This window comes from Paenibacillus sp. EPM92, assembly GCF_016586185.1.
Taxonomy (GTDB): domain Bacteria; phylum Bacillota; class Bacilli; order Paenibacillales; family NBRC-103111; genus Paenibacillus_G; species Paenibacillus_G validus.
This window is the reverse complement of the sequence record NZ_BCPS01000062.1, coordinates 1-19723: the sequence shown is the minus strand read 5'-3', so window position 1 is coordinate 19723 and position 19723 is coordinate 1. Positions and strand designations below refer to the sequence as shown.

The window sequence follows — 19723 nt, the reverse complement described above, 5'->3', positions numbered from 1 at the left end:
AATCGGTTTGCCTAGATTCGCCAGATATTGCAGGATCAAAAACTTATTCTCCGGGGTAAGTTCCGGATGCTGAAGGCACGGCTTAATCACATGATCGCAGAGCAACTGATAATTGATCTGAATAAACTTGCTGGAGGAAGGCGCCTTGGCCTCGTCCGGGGATAAATAGATCATCAGATCGTATTCAAAATTGCCGGTCGATTGCTGGAGATAGTGATAGTACCTCTCGGTCTGATCCTTCGATTCGTTCGCTTTAATTTTATTTTCAATCGTAATTCTCAGCACATCGTTCGTTCCGATGATGTCCAGCCTAAGCTTATCCTCTCCGCTTCTGTCCGCATATTCGGTTTGGAACAGCATTTCGCTGAGCTTGAGCTTTTCCTCGTCCACAATGGCGGCTAAATCCAGTACGACCACCGCCTCCTCATGAAACACGCCGTAACGGCTGACCATAAATAAAAAACGCTGCAGCGGAAAGGTGCCTAAGCCCAGGCTGGACCCGGGATCGATGATCCATTTCACAAAGGCGCTGTGCCACATTTCGGTATGAGAGGCCGCGATAATTTCGAACAGGTTGCTCTTGGATTGAAGCGATTTTAGTTTGAGAAAATTGGGGTCCTGCAGCAGCTCGTTTATTCGGATTTCCAATGTATGAGTCTCCAACGTCTATCCTCCCTAGAGATACTTAAACGATCCATTCGCACCGTTCCCGAGTTCAATCCGGTATTTTCTTTACCGTGACACCCTTGCCTTCGAGCTCCTGCCACAGCGATTCATACCGCTGCAGCACCGAATCGCTGACATAGCTCACATCGACAAATCGCAGGGTGTTCATCTGAAGCAGCGGTGAATAATCTTCGACCCGGGTCCAGTTGAGGTTGATGTACGCCAGATCCGGAAGCTGAGCCAGCTCGGAGATATTCGTGATCGGATTCAAGGAGATATCCAGCCGCTTGAGCTGCTGAAGACGGCCGATCCCGTCCAGCCTCGTCAGACTGTTGTTGTATATGATCAAGTCCGTTAAGGCGGTCAATTGCACGATCGGGCCTAAATCCGTAAGGTCATTGCCTGAGACATCGAGCAATTCCAGCTGTGTCTGCAGACCGATATGCTCCAGCTGGAGGTCGCTGCAATAGCTCATATACAGCTCCTTGACCCTTAAAGGCGCGGATGGAGGGTACGGGATATCGCTTTTGGAAAGGAGCAGGGTATCCAAATGCTTCAGCTGTTCGATTGGATTCGTATCCTCGATGCCCGTGAACGATACATCCAGCACTCGAATATTCGGAATGTACTTTAAATCCTCGATATCGCTCAGCATCGGGCACGATAGATCCAGCTCCGTAATCCGGTTAAGCTCCTGCTGTCGGATCGGCTCCGTGACTTTGCCCAGCACGATACGCAAAATGATTTCAAAGCACATATCCGCAAAGGTTACCGCATCCGTCCACACTACTGGAGCATCCGGCTTCGCTTGCCGAGCTTCTTTTTTTCTTGGGATGAAGCCTGTCGTAAATATGTGTAAAAATCTCATCGAAGTGCTGCTCGGCAAAGTCCCCCTTGCCCATACGCTCCGCCAGACTTAGGATGGGGCCTCTATAGCTTAGATGCAGCAGCTGAAATTCACCGATGGAAAAGTAACCGCCGCCCATACCGGGTACGCTGAACGTATGCATGGCCTCCTGCCCAGTTTCAAAGGAAGCCTCCCCTCCCGACTCCGCACCCTCCATGTCAGGAGCATCCTGCGCATCGGAAGCATCACGATGCCGGAACTTTTTCAAGACCATTTCATAGGCCAAATTGATTTTCTTGGCAATTTCGGTGCTGTTGATTTCGGTGCTGATATCGGGATGGTATTTTTTCATCAGCGTGCGATACGCTTTTTGTACGGTTTTCTCGTCGGCATCCGGCAAGACGCTCAGCACTACATAAGGATCATTAATATACATCTTACACCTTCATCCTGGGTTGAAATTTTCTGAGCCTTTTCTATATTCTACCTTACTAATGAGTCTAGTGAAATGGGATGGACCCAAAAAATGGCGTCATCCTAGTTCTTCCTGCCTAAAGACAGCATTGTCCATTTCCTCCATGCTCCCGAAGGGGCGGCAATTCATCCGAATCGCCGCCTCATGGCCAAAGTGCGGATCAGCTGTATACAACGGGTGCTTCAAACGACAAATCCGATTCTGCTGCCTGTCGCATGCTGTTCGCGCAAGACCGCCGCTTCCGCTCTGAATAACTCAGCTGCCGCCTGTTCGACATCGGATAATGTCAATGTTCTCAGGTCCTGAGCCTCCCGCTCCGCCATATAGCTGACGGCCGACTTAAATAGCTTACGCATGAGTCTGCCGTTCCCCGTATTCCCGGGGCCGAGCTCTTTCATCTTCTCAATAAACTCCTCCACCCTTTCCTTCACGAGGGGAGCATCCGCCAGAACATACTCCTCCTTCGTCACAAAGTAATTGAAAATCCCCCACATTTGCTCATGCGTATAATCCTCAAAGGCAATGATGTTGGTTAGCCTTGAACGCAAGCCCGGATTCGCTTCTTGTATAAAATGCTTCATTTTATCCGTGTAGCCGGCAAAAATAACAAGGGTATCCGGATTGTTCTCCATCTGCCTGATAATCTCCGACAGGGCCTCGTCGGAAAAGCCATCCTTCTGTCCCTCACTCATAAGGCTATAGGCTTCATCTATAAAAATAGTTCCACCCTTCGCTTTTCCGAATAAACCTGCTACGGTGGGGGCTGTCCAGCCGACATACTTCCCGACGAGATCTTTACGGCTCACTTCGACAAATTGGTTGTTATTGAGCACCTCTTCCTCACAGAGCATTTGGCCGAAGATGCGGGCTGTCGTCGTTTTGGCCGTGCCGGGGCTGCCCATGAATACGGCCGCCATGTGGGTTGCCGACGTCTTCAGGCCGCTGGCACTGCGCTGCTTATCGAACTTCATCCGCTTTACGACCCGGACTAATTGAGCCTTCACGTCGTCCAGCCCAATCATTTGATCCAGCAGTGCTGCGGCACCGGATGGCTTCAAAGCAGCGGAAGCCTTCTTGTGCGTTTCGCCAATGATAAACACCTTGTCGAAATCAGCCTTGGTTAATGTTTTCGAGCGGCTCTTCTTCTTTTTAATTGCTTTGCGGACCAAGATTTCTATATCCTGATAGCTGGCAAAGCTGTGACCGCGGTAGCTTTTGAGGAGCTCAATCAGCTTGACGCGGTCCACCGTATTCGATAGGCTGTACCCTTGTTCCCTGGCGCATTCGGCAATCACACCCTGTAAATAAACGCTCGAAGGAGAGGCAATCCGGCAGCCCTCAAAGTCCAATTCAAACCGCAGCGTTTTCTCAAAGTTGTCAATCGTTTCCGTATCCGTTGGAAGATCCTCTTCCGGAAAAAAACTCGATTCCTCCATGATGTAAATGATAAACCGGCCCACATGCTTAAAGGCCTCCGTCGGTTTCACAAAGCTCATGGGCCCCTCGGTAACCACTAGAGGATACTTTCCCTCAAACCAGTAGGGCTTTTTAGTCTTACTCTCCTCCCCCCAACTGGGCTGATAGGGATGGAAGCCGAAGCCGCCGGCCATCGGCGGCGATTGATTGTAAGCGTTGCTTAATTCCCGGGAAGTGATGACCGGAAGGCTCGTTAGGTTCTCCTCCTTGTAGAGGATGGAATAAACCTCATGCGGTACGTTCCCCTTCGGTTCACCGTCATACGGCTCCTCGCCGGAAGGGTAGTCCGCATCCGTCTCGGCGTCGTCATCCTCCTCTTGCTCAGCCACATTGAGCTGATGTCCTGACTGCAGTTCAAACTTCTTAAACAAGTAGGCTGCTGCCAAAATTCCATCCTCGCGGTACTTGCATTTGACCAGCACTCCCCCTGCCCCCGACAAATCCAGCTCGTCAATCACGGCCAGATGCGGCGCAGCTTTGAAGTCGGCTTTTAGCTCCTTATACGTTAACTCCGGCAGCGGAAGGTACTGCATGATCTCTCCGGTCTGTAAACTATGGGAACGAGTCCTTGCGCTAATCAGCTTGAGCATTTGAAGTCCTCCTTAAGGATACACCGTGATTTCGGCAATAAATTGATGGGGCTCGGAAAGGACCGAGGCGATGAACTCCCATTCATACGAAGCGTCTGCCGGAAGCATGGCTTCAATGGTGTCAGCCAAGTCCGTGATCACGATCAGCGAGCTTTCGGGATGTCCTGTGATCGTGACTTGAACGCTGCGGGCCTGCCATTGGCGCATGAAGGATTCCTTATCCTCGAGTAGAGGACTGGTCAGCCGGCCTTCCTGAACCAGAAATTGAAAAGGGATGCGATGCTGGATCACGGTAACTCCTCCTTAATTCGTCATCTTCTTTGATGAAGCAGCTTGTACGTCTTTCGTGTTCTGTAAAACAAGTATAGGTCATGCCGGCCGGCCGAAACGGGGTCCCCGAAATCCCCGCTTCCCCCGTTTACGCGAGCAGCTTCGCAATTTTAAGACTAAGCGAGGACACGGTATCGTAGGCGTAGTGAATGGTTTTCATATAGCCATCCGCTTCGTAGGTTTTGATATAAGATCGTTCGATATGATCCACACGGACTTCCGGGCTCCCTGCGTTCAGCTGCTCCATAATCGATGAGATGGCTTCCTCCATCGCGTCATACAGATGGATGACCACCTCATCGTCCATAGGCCCCATGGAAAGGACATAGATCCTGTTCTCCAGGGGGGCTTCCACAATACGAAAAGCCGTATCTCCATAATCGGAATGTAAGATGACCGTTTCCTGCTTCCTTGTGACGATATAGCGGTCGTAATCCGCGTTCTCAGCTATACGCTCCCATGTCGTTTCAGCATGGATGGTATTCATCTCTTCAAGAAAGCCCTCGATCATCTCGTACAACGGAGTAACCTTAATGTCCATTCGGAATAAGGCCCCCTTCTGAATCAGGCGTAGCTGTAGATCTGAAGACCTACGCTATGCCGAGCCAGTCTTGTAACCTGCTCCGCGGTGAACAGATGGAGTTGCTTATCCCGCTCCGATTCCAGGATACGGATCGCAACGGTACCGTTCTCCAGGCTCTTCATGAGCCTCTCACGGTTTGTCGACAACTGCTCCATCTCCTCGCAGCCGAGTCCGCAGAAGTCCAGCTGTACCTCGAGCTTCTCACAGAGATCGTAAGTCAGCTCCTTCAAGACCTCGTGAAATTGCTTGCCCATACGATAGGTCCCGTTCCCCGAGCATTGGAGCGCATGGGATTTGACCAGCGCCGATAGCGCCCAACGAATGCGCTTTTCGAACGACTTGTTCGCCCTTTCCACGCCGACCTGCAGCCACTTCGCTTTATTCTCGCAAAGAATCACGAGCAGGTTTCTTGCCGCTATGCCTGAGCTTTGGTAATCCGGGTCGTCAAATATCGAGCTTAGTATCAGGTACTGGATCTGTTGGGACACGCACTTCGAACTGGACATGAGAATCAGCCTCCTTGGAATCGTGGGTTGTCAGCACCAGCGGCGGGTGGCAGCTCAAGGTTCTTTATTACTGCCCTCCGCTGAAGTGCCGCATGCTTTCGACAGGTTTAGTATACGGCTTGAACACGGCCTGTAACGCGATCCCCGCAATCCCCGTTTTCCCCGATTTCACCGCAGAAGGGAACAAAAAAAACCAACCGTTCCCCGAGGGAAGCGGTTGGTTTGCGTTTGTTTTAGCCTAGGACAGCAGCTTGGCTATTTTGTCGCTAATCGAGGACAAGGTGTCATAGGAATAACGCTCGGTATGGGTCACTCCATCGGCCAATTCGTACGTTTTCGTATACGTTCTTTCCAAGTGATCAAGCGCATAATCATGATTTGAATGGATAAACTCCATAATCGCGGAAATGGCCTCCTCCATCCGTTCGTAGGTCACCACTTCGACCTCATCGTCCATAGGCCCCAGCGAGATCACATATACATTATTTTCAACAGGGGCTTCAAAGACGGTAAACACCATATCCCCATAATGCGAGTTGAACCGAAAGGTCGTCTGTTTCTTCATCACGATAAAGCGGTCATATTCCGCATGGTCGGCTATATGTTCCCAGGTCGATTCCGCATGGAACATATTCATCTCATCGAGAAAGGTCTCCATAAGCTCATTCAGCTTCACTACCCTGATGTCCAAGAACGTCGTCCTCCCTTCCCCTGCCTTAGTGGAATGGTGCATGATAGCTGCATGGGCTGCAGCCTTCCCGGCCGCTTGAGCGGCTGAGTTCTCTTCCGCAGGTTCCAGGTTCACCGTCCCTTCCGGGGGCAAGGCAGCCGGAGCGTCCTTTTCCTGCACGACGGGATGAGTAAGGTTGTAATTTGCCACAAACTCTTGGATCGTGGTTAAGTAAAGCTGCAGGTCTCTTTGTATGCTATCGCTTATCGTCTTAAGGCTCGGCTCGGCGCCTAGCCCTTCGGAGAGCATCGAACAATAATGGACAAACTGGTTATAGCATTTCCTTTGAGGCGGTTCCATGCCGCAAAAATCCTTCAGCTGCAGTTTTTTCAGGTCTCTGAGCTTTCGCGGCAAATCCTCGGGGAGATCGAAATCATCGTAGATGCGATCCCACACATTAGGCTTCTCCTTCTTCTCTCTCTCCTCTAAAATCGCTTTTCCCGCTCGAATGGTCTCCGAGATGACCCAGTCCTTCAATTTCGTTCTGTTTTTGACCATCGTGAGGATGATCTGGTACGGCTTCTGATCTTCTCTCATGCCTGGAGGGCCTCCTTCAAGGGCTTGCTGATGTTGGTACAAAAAAGCATATTAGGTGCAAAAGCGGGGCACCTAATATGCTTACTTCGATCTCCGGGACCAGCTGACTCTTCCTCAATGCTGAGCCGTATTTAGCCTTTCTTCATGCACGTCTTATCAAAATGCCCAATTGCCCTGTTTAAATACGGGCTCCTCTGTACCGTCGGCCGTCACACCGAAAATATCCATTTCCCCCGAACCGATCATAAAATCGACATGGGTAATACTCGTATTGAGCCCCTTTTCCTTCAGCTCATCCTGTGACATCTTTTTTCCGTCCTTCAAGCAGAAAGCGTAGGCGCTTCCGATAGCCAAATGATTAGAAGCATTTTCGTCGAAAAGTGTGTTGTAATAAAGGATGTTGGACTCTGAAATCGGAGACCGGTGGGGAACCAGCGCAACTTCGCCCAAGTAATGCGAGCCTTCATCCATCTCGACCAAGCCTTTCAGTGTTTCTTCACCCTGCGCGGCGGTTACATTGACAATACGCCCGTTCTCAAATGTAAGCGTGAATTCATCAATCAGATGGCCTCCGTAGCTTAAGGGCTTCGTGCTGGATACTGTACCGTTGACCCCGCCGGCTAACGGCGCGGTGAACACTTCCTCGGTAGGCATGTTCGCGACAAAAGCATTCCCCCGCTCGTCGATGCTGTCGGCAGCTACCCAAATATGGCCTTCGGGGAGCTCAATGGTCAGGTCTGTGCCGGGAGCGAGATAATGCAGCTTTTTATACTTCTTGGCATTGAGATAGTCCGATTTCCGGTTCAAGTTGCTGATATGCTCCTCCCACGCTTTGACCGGATCAGGCTGATCAACCCGCACCGTCCGGAAAATCGCCTCCCACAGCTTGCTAACCTGTTCTTCCTCCGGCAGCCCGGGGAATACCTTCGCAGCCCAACTTTTCGAAGGAGCCGCAATGACGCACCAGCTGAACTTGTCGGACTGCACATACTGCCGGTACTTAGCCATCGCTTTACCGTATGTTTTCTGATAGTTGACGATCCGCTCCTGGGCCACGCCTTTTAGCAGATCCGGATCCGACGATACGATACTGATAACCGCCGCGCCCTTCTCGACAAGCTCCAGCATTTCCCCGGCATACCATTTCGGCTCCTCCAGGAACGATTCATCTGCCGCCATATCATACCGCAAACGGGATACCGTATCGTCGGTCCAATTCACTTTGACCAAATAAGCGCCTGATTCGTAAGCTTTTTTTACAATCAAGCGAACCAGTTCGGCAGAATCAATCGTACCGTTTACGACCAGCGTCTGCCCTTTCTGAATATTGACACCGATCTTGACGACTAGCTCGGCATACTTGCTTAATAATTGTTGAAATTCAGACATTGTCATCCCTCCAAGGTTCTATGTATTTCTTATTATTGTATAGCAAACGCGACGGAAAGCAAAAAATGGACGGTCACCACCGCCTATGATCACTTCTGGCCGTACACCAGCAGGAAAATCATAAAATATAGGCAGTATAAAACTCAGCTGGCGAGTTCTATACTGCCTTTTTTAATCATTGCCTCATAACCATTTGAATATTTTGTAACAGAGCAGTTGCTTCATCAGTTAAACCCCGGAAAATCGGAAAGCTCGGACGAGCGGATAAAAAATACAATGAGAGATAATAGGCCAAGAAGTACGATCGGGAACGTTTGCTTGAACGAATCCTTGACTCGTACGTGAACCAAGATTCCCCCAATGGCCGTAACACCAAGCCAAAGCGCGCCCGCGGCCGCCCAACTGGATTCCCAAAAGCCGATAATCAATGCCGCAGCACCGACGAATTCAACGATACCGGTAACAACTCGGAACCATTGCGGCAACCGCCAATGTTTAAAGCCTTCAACATGCATCTTGGAACCTGTTATTTTCCCCAATCCTGCCATTAAAAACGCTAGAGCCAGCAATCCTTGCAAAACGAATGCCAAAATATCCATCTGATCACTCCTTCTTTTTTATTATATGCAATCAATTAAGGCACATATAACATTAAGTTTCCCCATGCTTCACCCCGTAGTATGAACTAATTGCTAATTGCAGGCGATCTTCTAACATATTCAGCGGTTGCCGCTTGATCCAGCATAAATTGAGCAATGCTAGCTCTTGATATTTACTCCATCGCTCAATTCGGTGTTCATTACCTTTCCTTTTGGACCCAGTAAACTGATGACGGCATCAACTCCAGTTACAGCACGTTCGATTTCTGTCCGATTAGACAGGTCACCCTTGATTATGTCCAATCTTTCGTGTGTAAGGTGGCTGAGCTTTTCTATACTTCTGGCAAATGCAACAACCGCATGCCCCGCTTCAAGTGCCTGTTTAATTAACTCCATTCCTAAAGGGCCGGTTGATCCAAAAACGGTTATCTTCATTCTCTTGCTCCTTCGTTTATTTGTGCTTATAAGAGGCACATTATATTTAAAAATAAAAGAGCAGCCGAAACTGCAACTCAATTAAGCACATTATAGTTGGTTTATAATGGTTTGACTAGTACCTTGCAGAAAAAATATTACATCACGAAAAATTCGACGCGATTCATTACATCCGCAATCGTATATTGACATAAGTATTCAATCGTTCGCTGTTCGGCTTCATGGAGAATTTTTTCCAGTTCAACGTCGAGTTGTTCACCGGCTTCTCCGCAATTAACATCAAACTCAGGCTCCACGAACCCCGTACTAACTGCAATGTAGATCTCACCTAACGTAATTTGATCTGCTGGTCTCCGTAAGATATACCCTCCCTCTCGGCCACCCCTTGACTCAACGATACCTGCTGTCGCTAACGCATGCATGACTCTGCGCATAAAAGTTGCGTGCGAATCAACCTGGTTTGCGATCATGGCACTCGATAATACGCTGCCGCTTTTAGCTAACCAGACGATCGAGTGAACTGCTATTTTAAAACGGGGAGGCCCAATGTTAACTCCGCGGTTTGCTGTACTCATTTAATATCACTCCTTAGAACAGCTGTATAAGCTCTAAATGCAACTGTATTAAGCACATCATAGAACAAGATATTTGTATGTGCAAGTGAGCGTCATGAAGTGACAGATGAAAGAATCCGCTTCATAAACTTCAGCATCATTTCTTCCAACGAGTAATCGCCATTGTTGACGCACCATTCAAGTACGATTCCCCTGACAATGACCAGCAAATAATCAGCCATTTCCTCTTCACTCATTTTAGTTGTGAGTTCTCCATTTGTCTGACCGAGCTTTATGATTTTTTGCAAAGCAGTGTTCATATACAAGTCTTTGCGATAAAAAACGGTATCATCCGTAAAAATATTATACCTCGTAATATTTAACCCCAGATCGGTTATATACCTGGCAAGTTGAATAACAAAGTCCAGAATCACTTGGATGATAGGCCCGGAATATCCTTTTGCGTCAAAATCGCGAAAAAGATCCTCATCCATTTGTTGGAACAGTTTGATATAAATATCTTCCTTTGAACTGAAGTAGTAATAAAAGGAGCCGACGGATACACCAGCCTTTTTGCTTATTTCCTCAATTGTCACTTCCTTGAAGCTCCTATTCTTCATGAGCTCCAACGCCACATCATAAATATTTTGTTTGGTTTGAATAGATTGTTCTTTCCTTTTGGTTAACTTTTTCATGGTTCGATGCCCCTACTCTGATATTAGCGTATCCGTAGATTGATGATTACCAGCTTTGTAAATGAAGTTTAAAACACAGGTTAAACAAAAGCAACTCTTAGTACTCTCCACTGTAGATTTTGACTAGATGCCTGCGCGGATATTACACAACAGGGTGATAAATTGTACCGAGTGAGCGTGATTTTACTTCAGCTGCAAATTGATTTATAATGAATTTGACTGAATTTAATTCAGTGAATTTAATTCATTATTTTCCGCAGCTCAAACACAACCCAGGGAGTGAAATGCATGAACCCATCCAACAATGAACAAAGCTTGAGAACCGCCATCAGCCAAGTAAGAGCCAAAGCTGGCAGCGCGTATAATCCATTTCCTTGGTACGAAAAAATGAGAAAGGAATCGCCCGTTCATTATGATGACCAAGCGAGCATATGGAGCGTGTTTTTGTATGAAGATGTGAAAAGGATATTAAGTGACAAAGATACCTTCTCCAATCAGTTTTTTACTGTAACGCGCGAAAACTCGTTGTCACAAACAATTTTCAATATGGATCCCCCCAAACACACCCAAATTCGTTCGATTGTAAGCCGTGCTTTCACGCCACGGGTGATGAAGGAATGGGAACCGCGCATTCGGGAAATCACAAAAGAACTGCTTGATCAGGCGTCTCACCGCAACGAAATAGACCTTGTGAAAGACTTTTCCCATCCTTTGCCCGTCGTTATCATATCTGAGCTGCTTGGTGTGCCGGCTGGGCACATCGATAAATTTAAAGAGTGGTCCGACATTCTTGTCAGCACTCCGAAGGACGGTAGCGAAGAAGAAATTAAAAGATGGATGGAAACAAAGGTCCGAGGTGAACTGGAGCTTGCTGAATTCTTCCATGGAATTATTGAGGAGAAACGTGAAAATCCAGGTAATGATATCATTTCAATATTAATCCAGGCTGAAGAAGAAGGCATGAAACTTTCCGCAGAGGAATTGGTACCATTCTGCAACTTATTGCTGGTGGCTGGAAACGAAACTACTACTAATCTGATTTCAAATGCCGTATTTAGTATTTTGGAAACCCCTGGCGTGTATGAAGAGCTTAGAAATGATCTATCACTCATTCCAAACGCAGTAGAAGAAGCACTGCGATATCGCGCTCCAGCTCCGATCTTGCAACGGGTCGTGAAAGAGGATGTTGAGATCCGGGGCAAACACCTGCAAAAGGGACAACCTCTAATTGTTTTCGTAGGATCCGCAAATCGGGACGAGAACAAATTTGATCGCGCTGATGTATTTGACATTCACCGTCATCCGAATCATCATGTAGCATTTGGACACGGGAATCATTTTTGTTTGGGTGCTCCTTTAGCCCGGCTCGAAGCTGAAATTGCCTTAACCGAATTGATCAAAAAATACGCTTCACTCTCGTTACCGGAAAACTTTACTGTAGATGCGATCGAAAACAGTGCCGTATACGGACTGAGAAGTTTTCCAATCCTCTTGGCTCCATAATCAGATCGGGCAACGACAGCCGATGAGACGTTAAAAGGATCGAGGCAACTGCATAGGAGATTAGGAAAGGACAGGCCGAATGTAATCATTCGTCTGTCCTTTCGCCGTTTGAACTTGTCAATAAATGATTTGGATTGGCAGCGTAATCTAACCACAAAACTGAAAATGTTGTATAATCATCGATATAGATCATATGATATGTATCACAAGACATACATGGACTCAAGGAGTACGAGATGGCACCTAAATCAAAGTTCAAGAAGGACCAAATCATCGATGCAGCTTTTGAAATCGCAAGAACAGAAGGCATTGATCGCATTACGATCAGGAAGGTGGCTGAGAAGCTGGGGAGTTCCATCGCTCCCATCTATGTCAATTTTAAAGAGGTAGACGAACTGATCCAAGAGGTTATCAAAAAGACCTTTGCTATTAGCAAACAGCTGTTGATGGAACAAAATACAGGGCATCCGTTTCATGATATAGGAGTCGCCAGTCTGCGGTTCGCCAAGGAGTATAGTGTCCTGTTTCGAGACCTGGTCATGAAGAAAAATGAGTACATGAACGATCATGATCATGAAATGGGCATGCTTGTGGAGCTGATGAAACAAGACCCCCATCTCGAAGGCCTCACAGACGGGGAACTGATGACCATTTTATTAAAAATGAAAATTTTCCAGACAGGTCTTTCCGTCATGGTGGCCAATGGATTGCTGCCGGACGATTTTGATGAGGAAAAGATGATTCACCTATTAAATAGCACGGCCATGGATATCATTGACGCTGCTCAAATGCGTAAGGCAGGGAATTTGGAAGGACAAAATTAGGGTGAAAAAACAGGAGGATCGACATGAAAGACAAAATCGTTATAATTACAGGAGCAAATTCGGGAATAGGTAAAGCGGCAGCACTAAAGTTTGCGACAGAAGGATATCGTGTTATCATGGCTTGCCGCAATATGGAGATGAGTAGAGCCGCACAAAAAGAAATCACTGAAGTTTCAAACCATACTCACGTAGATCTGATGGAGCTTGATGTTTCTTCTTTCGATTCTATTCGTACATTTTGCTCAGCTTTTAAAGCCAAATACCCGCGCTTGGACATTCTGATCCATAACGCCGCCTACTTAAGCCATGGTGAATAAGAGTATAAACTTAGCCCCGAGCATATCGAATTGACTTTTGCTACGAACACATTCGGTCCTTTTTTGATGACTCGTTTATTAGCAGATCATCTCGAAAAATCGCAAGACCCGAGAATCCTTCATGCTTGCACCACAAACATCAAACATTTCTTCGACCCGAAAAGGAAAATCGACTTCGATAATCTGCGCGGCGAATTCCGCGACACGCGGCCTTATAGCGTTTATAAAATGTACGGTGATTCGAAAATGGCGCTATTGATGCTAACCTTCAAAATGGCAGAAGAATTTAAAAGCCAGGGGATCAAAGTCAATGCCCTTCAAATTAACCGGGTAAAACTATCAAAAGAGACGATTAAAAAAATGCGTTCCTTTTGGAAAGTACTTGCTTGGGCCCAAAATCTGACTAATCCTTTACCGTCAGGCATGGCCGATAGCTATTTTCACATTTGCACCTCGGATGAATTTAAGAATGTTACCGGCCAGCTTATTAACCATAAGAGAGAGATTGTTCAGCCATCACCAAACGAAACAGGCATCGCACAATTGAAGAACATATTCGGATCAGGGAGTTATCCCAGCTATGCGACTGATGCTCAAAATGTTGAAAAAATATGGAAGTTGAGCACTACGCTGACTGAAGGTTAATTTTTCGGAAGGGATGCCCGGGAAGGGTTGCTTTAATGGCTTTTCACTAACAACTCAACCGCTTGTTTAACCATTTTGCTTGTATCTCTTCCGGCTTCCTTTTCCTCCAAAATACATTGCTCCAAATTCACCGCTACAATGTAAGCAATCGCTTTATCCGCAGCGCTTCTAACGGCGGAGATTTGGCTCACGACATCCTTGCAGTCTTGATCCTCCTCCATCATTTTCAAGACACCGCGAATTTGACCTTCTATACGTTTTAATCTTTTCTTTACATCATCATCGTATTTCATATTAAATCCTTCCTTTCGATTGATACCGGTATAGGTATATTATTGCCGATATGGGTAACGAAAAACAACCAGGAAGGAAGGATAATTTACTACTAAATAAACAAATTCACTTTCGCATCGGCAGCATCACCTAAATAAGCTGCTACACCCGCATATTCAACACCTTCTAAAAGCTCTTCCTTCTGCAAGCCGAGCAAGTCCATGGTCATGGTACAAGCCGCTAATGTAACGCCTTGCTCTTGCACCAATTCGATTAATTGGGGTAAAGTCAAGGCATTATGTTTTTTCATGACGTGCTTGATCATTTTCGGACCTATGCCGCCGAAATTCATCTTAGATAGTCCAAGTTTGTCTGCGCCGCGCGGCATCATTTTAGCGAACATGTTCTCCAGAAATCCCTTTTTCACCAAAACGTCTTCATCCTTTCGAAGTGCATTCAGCCCCCAAAAGGTACAGAAAATCGTTACTTCGTGGTCATACGCGGCGGCTCCATTTGCAATAATGAATGCCGCGATAGCTTTATCCAATTCCCCGCTAAAAAGAACAATCGTTGTTTTTTCTTTTTGTTCTCCCATGAATTCCATCCCCATTTTGTTTTAATGAACGAAGACTACCATATTCCGGTTGCTTCTCCTTAGACAAATGATAACCAGGCATACCATCCATTAGATGAGCATCAAGAATCTTAATAGGCCTTGGTTGATCCCCTATAAACTCAGAAAATGCATCGGCATCTATATATTTCACAATATTAAGAATATTGTCACTTTCGATCCTCCTCCATCCAACCCCCATGCGGTATATAATTGAATTTCTATCCTTATTGATCTTCTTCTTTTTCGACTGCATAAGCCCATTGCGACATACCAGGGGTTACATTTCTAACACTTTTGAATCCTTTTTCGGTTAACCTTTGGCATGCTATATCACTCCGGTGTCCGGTACGGCAAACCACATAATACTCACCGCTTGGATCAAGCTGGCTTATCTTCTCCTCAAGCTCTCCCATAGTGGGCAGGAAGCACGATTAAATCTTCCGATAGTTGCTTATAACGCTCATACAGGCTTGTCCTGAGGTCAGCAACCCAATCCTCCGCTTTGCCAGCCAAATCAGGGCGACCAATGGACTTTACGAATAGAATATCCCCGGACAGTAAATATTGATTGTCAACAATTAAAGATGTACTTCCAATGGTATGGCCGGGAGAATATTGGAACACAACTTCAGCTGCATCTTTAGGCGGGAGCCAATAAAATCCCCGGTTTTTTCGGCTAATTGTCGACCACCAGAGATATGGTCAGCGTGAAGATGCGTATCGATGGTGTGGTTGATTGTAACGTTATTTTCTTTTGCAAAGCTTGCAAAAACTTCAGTCATCCGAACGGCATCAATCACAGCAACTTCACCATTGGATATGACCATGTAAGACAGGCATCCTTTGCCGATTCGTACAAATTGATAGATTTCTCCTCCATCTTTCAGATCCCCAACTTTGACCGGTTCCAGATGTTCACTCCAAGACTTCATACCGCCAAGGAGATAAGCGATGTTTTGTTTACCTTGTTCAAGCAATTGCTCCGCTACAAATATTGAGGAACCTTCCTTCGCACAAACAACCAGAACTTCTTGATCATCCGGAATTTTATCAAGAACGGCATCAACACCCTCAAGCAGTTCAAAGTAAGGCATATTGATTACTTGAACTTGTTTACCTTCTATTTTCCAATCCTTAAAGTTCTTTCATTACGAACATCTAAAATAAAAATGCGCTCATGGTTCAAAACTTTATTAGCCAATTCTGCCGAGCTCATTCCACGCAATTGCACATCATTCATCTGATTTCCCTCCGGTATTCAAAATTCAAATAAAATTGAAATCCATGAATGAGCTCAAGAAGCCGATGACGAAGATGGTAATGAACCATGTCATATCCCATAGGGCTCTTCCCCTTCAAATACCCATAGGGGTATATAAAAGAGTAAAAAAAATCCCGACTTAAACCAAGTTTTTGTACGGAGACATGTATTGGATTTGAAGTTAGCCCCTCTTATTCTACATATACCCATATAGGTATGTAAACACCTATAATAAACATTTTCTCATTCGTCAACTTTTAAATTACTTTAGCAGTTCCGCATTTGTCTTTAAGAAAAGTTGTAATAATCATAAAGAGCAGATCATCATACATGATCTGCCCGAATCTATTTTCACCGCGTAGCCTTTAGTTCCTGTACATCTGTCACGTCTGAAACCACCGTTCCAAACGGGTGGGGACCATATCGATACGGCCGCGCTGTGGCCGGCAATGGACGGACAACATTATACGCGGGATCCTTTCGTTGCCTTATAAGCACCGAAATAACTTCTTTAAGAGCCGCCCATAGACTTGGGGCTGCCGCTGGACAGTCAGACTTCATCTCTTTATGTAGGGCTGGCAGTGCATGATACGGTACCATTGGAAACATATGATGCTCGATGTGATAGTTCATGTTCCAATAAAGGAAACGAATAATTGGGTTGGTATAGAAGGTACGACAGTTCAAACGATGATCAAGAACATCTTCATTAAGACCCAAGTGTTGCGTAAGAACAAATAACCAACCAAGCCAAGAGCCGTAAAAAAACCGGCAAGCCGATAAACATGGCCGGCAGTATGCTTCGCATGTAAACGCACGAAAGGATCACAGCCAAACAGGCGAGTATAAAAACACGCGCTTCCCAGTACACTTTTTTGTGCTCTGAGGAAGGAATATATTTTTCTTCCTCTTCGATCATCTTACCAAAGAAATGTATCATAGTCCTGTTAAAATCTTTTACGACGACAAACATCCGGAAAAATTCAATCAAAATAATTTTCCATACGGGAGGCCGTTCGGTGACAATTTCAGGGTCACTTCCTACAATGATGGTATCGGTATGGTGACGAGTGTGACTCCATCGCCAAACCGTAGCAGGCCGGAGAATCATAAAGGATGTAATTTGATAAAGGGCTTCATTCATCCAAGGCGTCTTAAATGGTGTTCCGTGTCCGGATTCGTGCTGTCGGGAATCACCGCATGTACCCCAGAGAACGCCGTAAACTGCGAATGCCGGAACCGCCCACCATGTCCCCCATGCGCGGTACGCTATAACACCCGTGATTAGGAGTGCAGCGAACCAGATGATGGTATCTCTTAAGCCCCGAAATTGGATTTGAGTCTAATCCACTTAACAGTGTAAGCTAGAAGCAGAACCAATGGAGGGGATTTTTAATGCAACGGAGAAGGTTCACATTGGAGTTCAAACAACAGATCATTCAGGAAGCAAAAGAAGTTGGAAATGCTTCACAGGTTGCACGCAGACATAACCTTAATCCTAAGGTGTTATACCGGTGGATGAATGAGGCGGATCATACCGATTGGCAACAGACCGAACCGTCAGCCAAGACCATAAAAGCGTATGTTCCTTCCCCACAAGAGTTTCGTTCTCTCGAAGGAGAGAATAAGCAACTGAAGGAATTGCTTGGTGAAAAAGATCTGGAGATCGCTGTACTACGTGGTTTGCTAAAAAAGCAGAACCCAGCTTATCGGACAAAATTAAAATAGCCGACAAATGGATTAAGCTGGGACATGCGGCTAAACGCATTTTACAGATCGTCGGTGATGAGCAGATCTGCGAGTGGCTGTGTGAGCTCGTCAGTGGCGATGAAACCGATGTATATGGTTATCGTAAGCTCACGATCTTTTTACGACGAGAGTACGGGCTTCATTAACAAAAAGAAGGTCTATCGTCTGTTGAAGGTTATGAACCTTCTGCAGCCGCAGCGGCGCAAACGCAACGCATTCCCCCGCAGGCTGGCAAACAATCGAGAGATTACGGCATCGAATCAACTCTGGGAAATGGACGTCAAGTACGGCTGCATCGCAGGAGAACATCGGTTCTTCTTCCTACTCTGCGTGTTGGATGTTTGTGACCGAGAGATTATCGATTTTCACTTCGGACTCTCCTGCGAAGGAAAACACGCAGCAGCTCTTGTACAGCGTGGCCTGTGGAAATGACAGTTGTTTCAAACTCAAGAACGTCCTGTCGTTCGAACAGATAATGGGCCGCAGTTTATTAGCCATGTCTTTGAAGAAGCTTGTCTGAAGCACGAAACGATCCACGAGCGTATTCCACCTAGAACGCCGAATAAGAACGCTCACATTGAATCTATTCATAGCGTGCTCGAATCAGAGTGTCTGCAGAAGCATGAGTTTACGACCTACCAGGAGGCTTACAGTGTCGTTACAGCTTATATTGAGTTTTATAATAAGCGTCGTATGCATGGGAGTCTGAACGATCTTGCGCCTGAGCAGTTCCGTAAGGCGGTTGCAACAGGACAAGAATGTCCAAAAATTATAAAAGTCTAAGCATTTTGGAGCAATTCTAAGCAAGAAGCATGTTAAGTGACCTTGACTCAATAATTCGGTTGTTTAGCCGCCTAAGGAAGTTTCGAAAAACGTATCCGTCAATTGAAGTAATTATGACCCAACTTAATACAGGGTTACTTATAAAGTCCTTAGCCAATAAGGACATCGATGTAGGCTTTACCATTTCCCATAACCTGCAACAATTCGCTACCCTTACTTGGGAAACATTTAGTACAGTAAAGATCATCGTTTGTCAACCAATGACAAAATCCCCCTATCTTCCTTAACGGACGAACCTTTTGTAATCATGTCACGAAAAGAAGTGCCAGAGGGGTATGATTATATTATCAAATTATGTGCAAAAGAAGGATTTTCTCCAAAGATTTCCTTCGAAGTAGATCGTATGGAAACATTATTTGTTTTGGTCGAATCTGGTATGGGAATATCCATCCTTCCTCAATGTGTCAGTTGCTTTGAATGTGATAACCACAGAATGATAAAAATCGAAGATCAAAACATAACATATGACTGGGTGATTGCCTGGGGAAAAGAATATACGAATCCTTCCCTACAGATTTTTTTAGATGAATTTAGAGGACAAATCTCGCGTAGTGAAGGTTTACGTTTGATGACACCCGGTTTTCGATATAAAAGATGATGCTCGCCTTAGGTGAAAAAACCTTTTTTATCTGCTTGATTTTCAATAAATCATAAATCGCATAATCGCGTGGCAGATAGTTATAGAGGTGATATAAGTTCGTTTATGTGTTATGAGCACAAAAATATGAAAGCTGACCCCGGTTTCTCAACCGGGGTCAGCTGGTTTCCTGTCTCTCACCTCTTCGCCTTATAAAACTCATGATACAACTTCATCAGCGCCCTCTTCTCAATTCGCGAAACGTACGAACGGCTGATCCCCAGCTCCTTCGCAATTTCCCGCTGTGTCCGCTCCTCGCCGCCATGCTCCAGCCCGAACCGGCCGACGACAACCTCCCGCTCCCGCTCATCCAGGATATCGAGGTTGCGGTATATTTTGCTCTTCTCAATCTTCAGCTCTACCTTATCCGCGACATCGTCGGCCTCCGAGCCGAGAATGTCGATCAGCGTAATCTCATTTCCCTCCTTGTCCGTTCCTATGGGGTCATGAAGGGATACATCCTTCTTTGTTTTCTTCAGGGATCGTAAATGCATCAGGATTTCGTTTTCGATACAACGAGCTGCGAATGTAGCCAACTTCGTTCCTTTGTTCGGCGAGAACGACTCGATCGCTTTGATTAACCCGATCGTACCGATCGAGATCAAATCCTCCAAATCTTCCCCCGTATTATCGAATTTTTTGA

At 46.1% G+C, this 19723-nt stretch carries 24 protein-coding genes and 3 pseudogenes; 8 read left to right on the top strand and 19 right to left on the bottom strand.

Going from position 1 to position 19723, the window contains the following annotated elements:
• The 13 genes from JMF85_RS12175 to JMF85_RS12115 form a co-directional block, all read right to left on the bottom strand.
• Positions 1–663, bottom strand: a 663-nt coding sequence (locus JMF85_RS12175) for a PD-(D/E)XK nuclease family protein (RefSeq protein WP_201318287.1), incomplete at its 3' end; no start/stop codon positions are given.
• Between the two features lie 52 nt (positions 664–715).
• The gene (locus JMF85_RS12170; RefSeq protein ID WP_201318286.1) at positions 716–1453 is read right to left on the bottom strand and encodes a leucine-rich repeat domain-containing protein; all 738 of its coding nucleotides are present in this window, start codon (positions 1451–1453) and stop codon (positions 716–718) included.
• The gene (locus JMF85_RS12165; RefSeq protein WP_201318285.1) at positions 1413–1949 is read right to left on the bottom strand and encodes a J domain-containing protein; all 537 of its coding nucleotides are present in this window, start codon (positions 1947–1949) and stop codon (positions 1413–1415) included. The genes JMF85_RS12170 and JMF85_RS12165 overlap by 41 nt, the downstream gene beginning before the upstream one ends.
• Before the next feature lie 221 nt (positions 1950–2170).
• Positions 2171–4054: an ATP-binding protein gene (locus tag JMF85_RS12160; RefSeq protein ID WP_201318284.1), complete on the bottom strand. Its 1884-nt coding sequence runs from the start codon at positions 4052–4054 to the stop codon at positions 2171–2173.
• A gap of 12 nt (positions 4055–4066) precedes the next feature.
• Complete coding sequence (locus tag JMF85_RS12155) at positions 4067–4345, bottom strand: hypothetical protein (protein WP_201318283.1); 279 nt, start codon at positions 4343–4345, stop codon at positions 4067–4069.
• 127 nt (positions 4346–4472) lie between these two features.
• On the bottom strand, positions 4473–4925 hold the full coding sequence (locus tag JMF85_RS12150; RefSeq protein ID WP_127609360.1) for a hypothetical protein: 453 nt from the start codon (positions 4923–4925) through the stop codon (positions 4473–4475).
• A 23-nt stretch (positions 4926–4948) separates the two neighbouring features.
• Positions 4949–5473 carry a hypothetical protein gene (locus JMF85_RS12145; RefSeq protein WP_127609362.1) on the bottom strand — a complete coding sequence of 175 codons (525 nt, stop codon included), beginning with the start codon at positions 5471–5473 and terminating at the stop codon, positions 4949–4951.
• Positions 5474–5711: 238 nt separating this feature from the next.
• Positions 5712–6740, bottom strand: coding sequence for a hypothetical protein (locus JMF85_RS12140; RefSeq protein ID WP_201318282.1), 1029 nt, complete (start codon positions 6738–6740; stop codon positions 5712–5714).
• A gap of 156 nt (positions 6741–6896) precedes the next feature.
• Positions 6897–8129, bottom strand: coding sequence for an aminopeptidase (locus tag JMF85_RS12135; protein ID WP_127609365.1), 1233 nt, complete (start codon positions 8127–8129; stop codon positions 6897–6899).
• Between the two features lie 224 nt (positions 8130–8353).
• Positions 8354–8728: a DoxX family protein gene (locus JMF85_RS12130; RefSeq protein WP_127609367.1), complete on the bottom strand. Its 375-nt coding sequence runs from the start codon at positions 8726–8728 to the stop codon at positions 8354–8356.
• 159 nt (positions 8729–8887) lie between these two features.
• Positions 8888–9163 carry an NAD(P)-dependent oxidoreductase gene (locus JMF85_RS12125; RefSeq protein WP_127609369.1) on the bottom strand — a complete coding sequence of 92 codons (276 nt, stop codon included), beginning with the start codon at positions 9161–9163 and terminating at the stop codon, positions 8888–8890.
• Between the two features lie 137 nt (positions 9164–9300).
• Positions 9301–9738 carry an RrF2 family transcriptional regulator gene (locus JMF85_RS12120; protein ID WP_201318281.1) on the bottom strand — a complete coding sequence of 146 codons (438 nt, stop codon included), beginning with the start codon at positions 9736–9738 and terminating at the stop codon, positions 9301–9303.
• Between the two features lie 92 nt (positions 9739–9830).
• Positions 9831–10412, bottom strand: a complete 582-nt coding sequence (locus JMF85_RS12115; protein ID WP_201318280.1) for a TetR/AcrR family transcriptional regulator — start codon at positions 10410–10412, stop codon at positions 9831–9833.
• A gap of 288 nt (positions 10413–10700) precedes the next feature.
• Here JMF85_RS12115 and JMF85_RS12110 point away from each other — a divergent pair, with 288 nt between their 5' ends.
• The 4 genes from JMF85_RS12110 to JMF85_RS12100 all read left to right on the top strand — a co-directional run bounded on the left by JMF85_RS12110 (position 10701) and on the right by JMF85_RS12100 (position 13701).
• Complete coding sequence (locus tag JMF85_RS12110) at positions 10701–11915, top strand: cytochrome P450 (protein ID WP_201318279.1); 1215 nt, start codon at positions 10701–10703, stop codon at positions 11913–11915.
• A 236-nt stretch (positions 11916–12151) separates the two neighbouring features.
• Positions 12152–12739 (top strand): TetR/AcrR family transcriptional regulator, encoded by a 588-nt coding sequence (locus JMF85_RS12105; protein ID WP_127609375.1) that lies wholly within the window; start codon positions 12152–12154, stop codon positions 12737–12739.
• Between the two features lie 23 nt (positions 12740–12762).
• Positions 12763–13056, top strand: coding sequence for an SDR family NAD(P)-dependent oxidoreductase (locus JMF85_RS28045; RefSeq protein ID WP_236595836.1), 294 nt, complete (start codon positions 12763–12765; stop codon positions 13054–13056).
• A 30-nt stretch (positions 13057–13086) separates the two neighbouring features.
• Positions 13087–13701 carry a Rossmann-fold NAD(P)-binding domain-containing protein gene (locus JMF85_RS12100; RefSeq protein WP_236595835.1) on the top strand — a complete coding sequence of 205 codons (615 nt, stop codon included), beginning with the start codon at positions 13087–13089 and terminating at the stop codon, positions 13699–13701.
• Between the two features lie 32 nt (positions 13702–13733).
• On the opposite strand, the gene JMF85_RS12095 is transcribed toward JMF85_RS12100, so the two are convergent.
• The 5 genes and pseudogenes from JMF85_RS12095 to JMF85_RS28645 form a co-directional block, all read right to left on the bottom strand.
• Positions 13734–13994, bottom strand: a complete 261-nt coding sequence (locus JMF85_RS12095) for a metal-sensitive transcriptional regulator (RefSeq protein WP_201318278.1) — start codon at positions 13992–13994, stop codon at positions 13734–13736.
• Between the two features lie 92 nt (positions 13995–14086).
• Positions 14087–14569 carry a DsrE/DsrF/DrsH-like family protein gene (locus JMF85_RS12090; RefSeq protein WP_201318277.1) on the bottom strand — a complete coding sequence of 161 codons (483 nt, stop codon included), beginning with the start codon at positions 14567–14569 and terminating at the stop codon, positions 14087–14089.
• Positions 14570–14814: 245 nt separating this feature from the next.
• On the bottom strand, positions 14815–15003 hold the full coding sequence (locus tag JMF85_RS12085; protein ID WP_201318276.1) for a rhodanese-like domain-containing protein: 189 nt from the start codon (positions 15001–15003) through the stop codon (positions 14815–14817).
• Positions 14996–15806, bottom strand: a pseudogene (locus JMF85_RS12080) (MBL fold metallo-hydrolase); the annotation flags it as partial. The gene JMF85_RS12085 and the pseudogene JMF85_RS12080, both read right to left, overlap by 8 nt.
• Before the next feature lie 396 nt (positions 15807–16202).
• Positions 16203–17124: pseudogene (locus tag JMF85_RS28645) on the bottom strand (fatty acid desaturase).
• Positions 17125–17246: 122 nt separating this feature from the next.
• Here JMF85_RS28645 and JMF85_RS12070 point away from each other — a divergent pair.
• The 4 genes and pseudogenes from JMF85_RS12070 (at position 17247) to JMF85_RS12055 (ending at position 19041) form a co-directional block, all read left to right on the top strand.
• Positions 17247–17579, top strand: a complete 333-nt coding sequence (locus tag JMF85_RS12070) for a transposase (protein ID WP_127609383.1) — start codon at positions 17247–17249, stop codon at positions 17577–17579.
• Between the two features lie 93 nt (positions 17580–17672).
• A complete protein-coding gene (locus JMF85_RS12065; RefSeq protein WP_127609385.1) occupies positions 17673–18032 on the top strand; it encodes a hypothetical protein in 360 nt (119 codons plus the stop codon).
• A gap of 3 nt (positions 18033–18035) precedes the next feature.
• Entirely contained in the window at positions 18036–18383 is a 348-nt protein-coding gene (locus JMF85_RS12060) for an integrase core domain-containing protein (protein ID WP_127609387.1), read from the top strand.
• Between the two features lie 29 nt (positions 18384–18412).
• A pseudogene (locus tag JMF85_RS12055) lies at positions 18413–19041 on the top strand (LysR family substrate-binding domain-containing protein).
• A gap of 176 nt (positions 19042–19217) precedes the next feature.
• Here the strand turns inward: JMF85_RS12055 and sigK are convergent.
• A partial coding sequence (gene sigK / locus JMF85_RS12050) for an RNA polymerase sporulation sigma factor SigK (RefSeq protein WP_127609393.1) occupies positions 19218–19723 on the bottom strand: 506 nt, incomplete at its 5' end.

Excerpts from the sequence above, each read along its gene's own strand:
- JMF85_RS12130 (WP_127609367.1), bottom strand. The coding sequence starts at position 8,728 with ATGGATATTTTGGCATTCGTTTTGCAAGGATTGCTGGCTCTAGCGTTT.
- JMF85_RS12150 (WP_127609360.1), bottom strand. The coding sequence starts at position 4,925 with ATGGACATTAAGGTTACTCCGTTGTACGAGATGATCGAGGGCTTTCTT.
- JMF85_RS12160 (WP_201318284.1), bottom strand. The coding sequence starts at position 4,054 with ATGCTCAAGCTGATTAGCGCAAGGACTCGTTCCCATAGTTTACAGACC.
- JMF85_RS12145 (WP_127609362.1), bottom strand. The coding sequence starts at position 5,473 with ATGTCCAGTTCGAAGTGCGTGTCCCAACAGATCCAGTACCTGATACTA.
- JMF85_RS12125 (WP_127609369.1), bottom strand. The coding sequence starts at position 9,163 with ATGAAGATAACCGTTTTTGGATCAACCGGCCCTTTAGGAATGGAGTTA.
- JMF85_RS12070 (WP_127609383.1), top strand. The coding sequence starts at position 17,247 with ATGCAACGGAGAAGGTTCACATTGGAGTTCAAACAACAGATCATTCAG.
- JMF85_RS12135 (WP_127609365.1), bottom strand. The coding sequence starts at position 8,129 with ATGTCTGAATTTCAACAATTATTAAGCAAGTATGCCGAGCTAGTCGTC.
- JMF85_RS12090 (WP_201318277.1), bottom strand. The coding sequence starts at position 14,569 with ATGGGAGAACAAAAAGAAAAAACAACGATTGTTCTTTTTAGCGGGGAA.
- JMF85_RS12140 (WP_201318282.1), bottom strand. The coding sequence starts at position 6,740 with ATGAGAGAAGATCAGAAGCCGTACCAGATCATCCTCACGATGGTCAAA.
- JMF85_RS12120 (WP_201318281.1), bottom strand. The coding sequence starts at position 9,738 with ATGAGTACAGCAAACCGCGGAGTTAACATTGGGCCTCCCCGTTTTAAA.
- JMF85_RS12095 (WP_201318278.1), bottom strand. The coding sequence starts at position 13,994 with ATGAAATACGATGATGATGTAAAGAAAAGATTAAAACGTATAGAAGGT.
- JMF85_RS12115 (WP_201318280.1), bottom strand. The coding sequence starts at position 10,412 with ATGAAAAAGTTAACCAAAAGGAAAGAACAATCTATTCAAACCAAACAA.
- JMF85_RS12110 (WP_201318279.1), top strand. The coding sequence starts at position 10,701 with ATGAACCCATCCAACAATGAACAAAGCTTGAGAACCGCCATCAGCCAA.
- JMF85_RS28045 (WP_236595836.1), top strand. The coding sequence starts at position 12,763 with ATGAAAGACAAAATCGTTATAATTACAGGAGCAAATTCGGGAATAGGT.
- JMF85_RS12165 (WP_201318285.1), bottom strand. The coding sequence starts at position 1,949 with ATGTATATTAATGATCCTTATGTAGTGCTGAGCGTCTTGCCGGATGCC.
- JMF85_RS12105 (WP_127609375.1), top strand. The coding sequence starts at position 12,152 with ATGGCACCTAAATCAAAGTTCAAGAAGGACCAAATCATCGATGCAGCT.
- JMF85_RS12085 (WP_201318276.1), bottom strand. The coding sequence starts at position 15,003 with ATGGGAGAGCTTGAGGAGAAGATAAGCCAGCTTGATCCAAGCGGTGAG.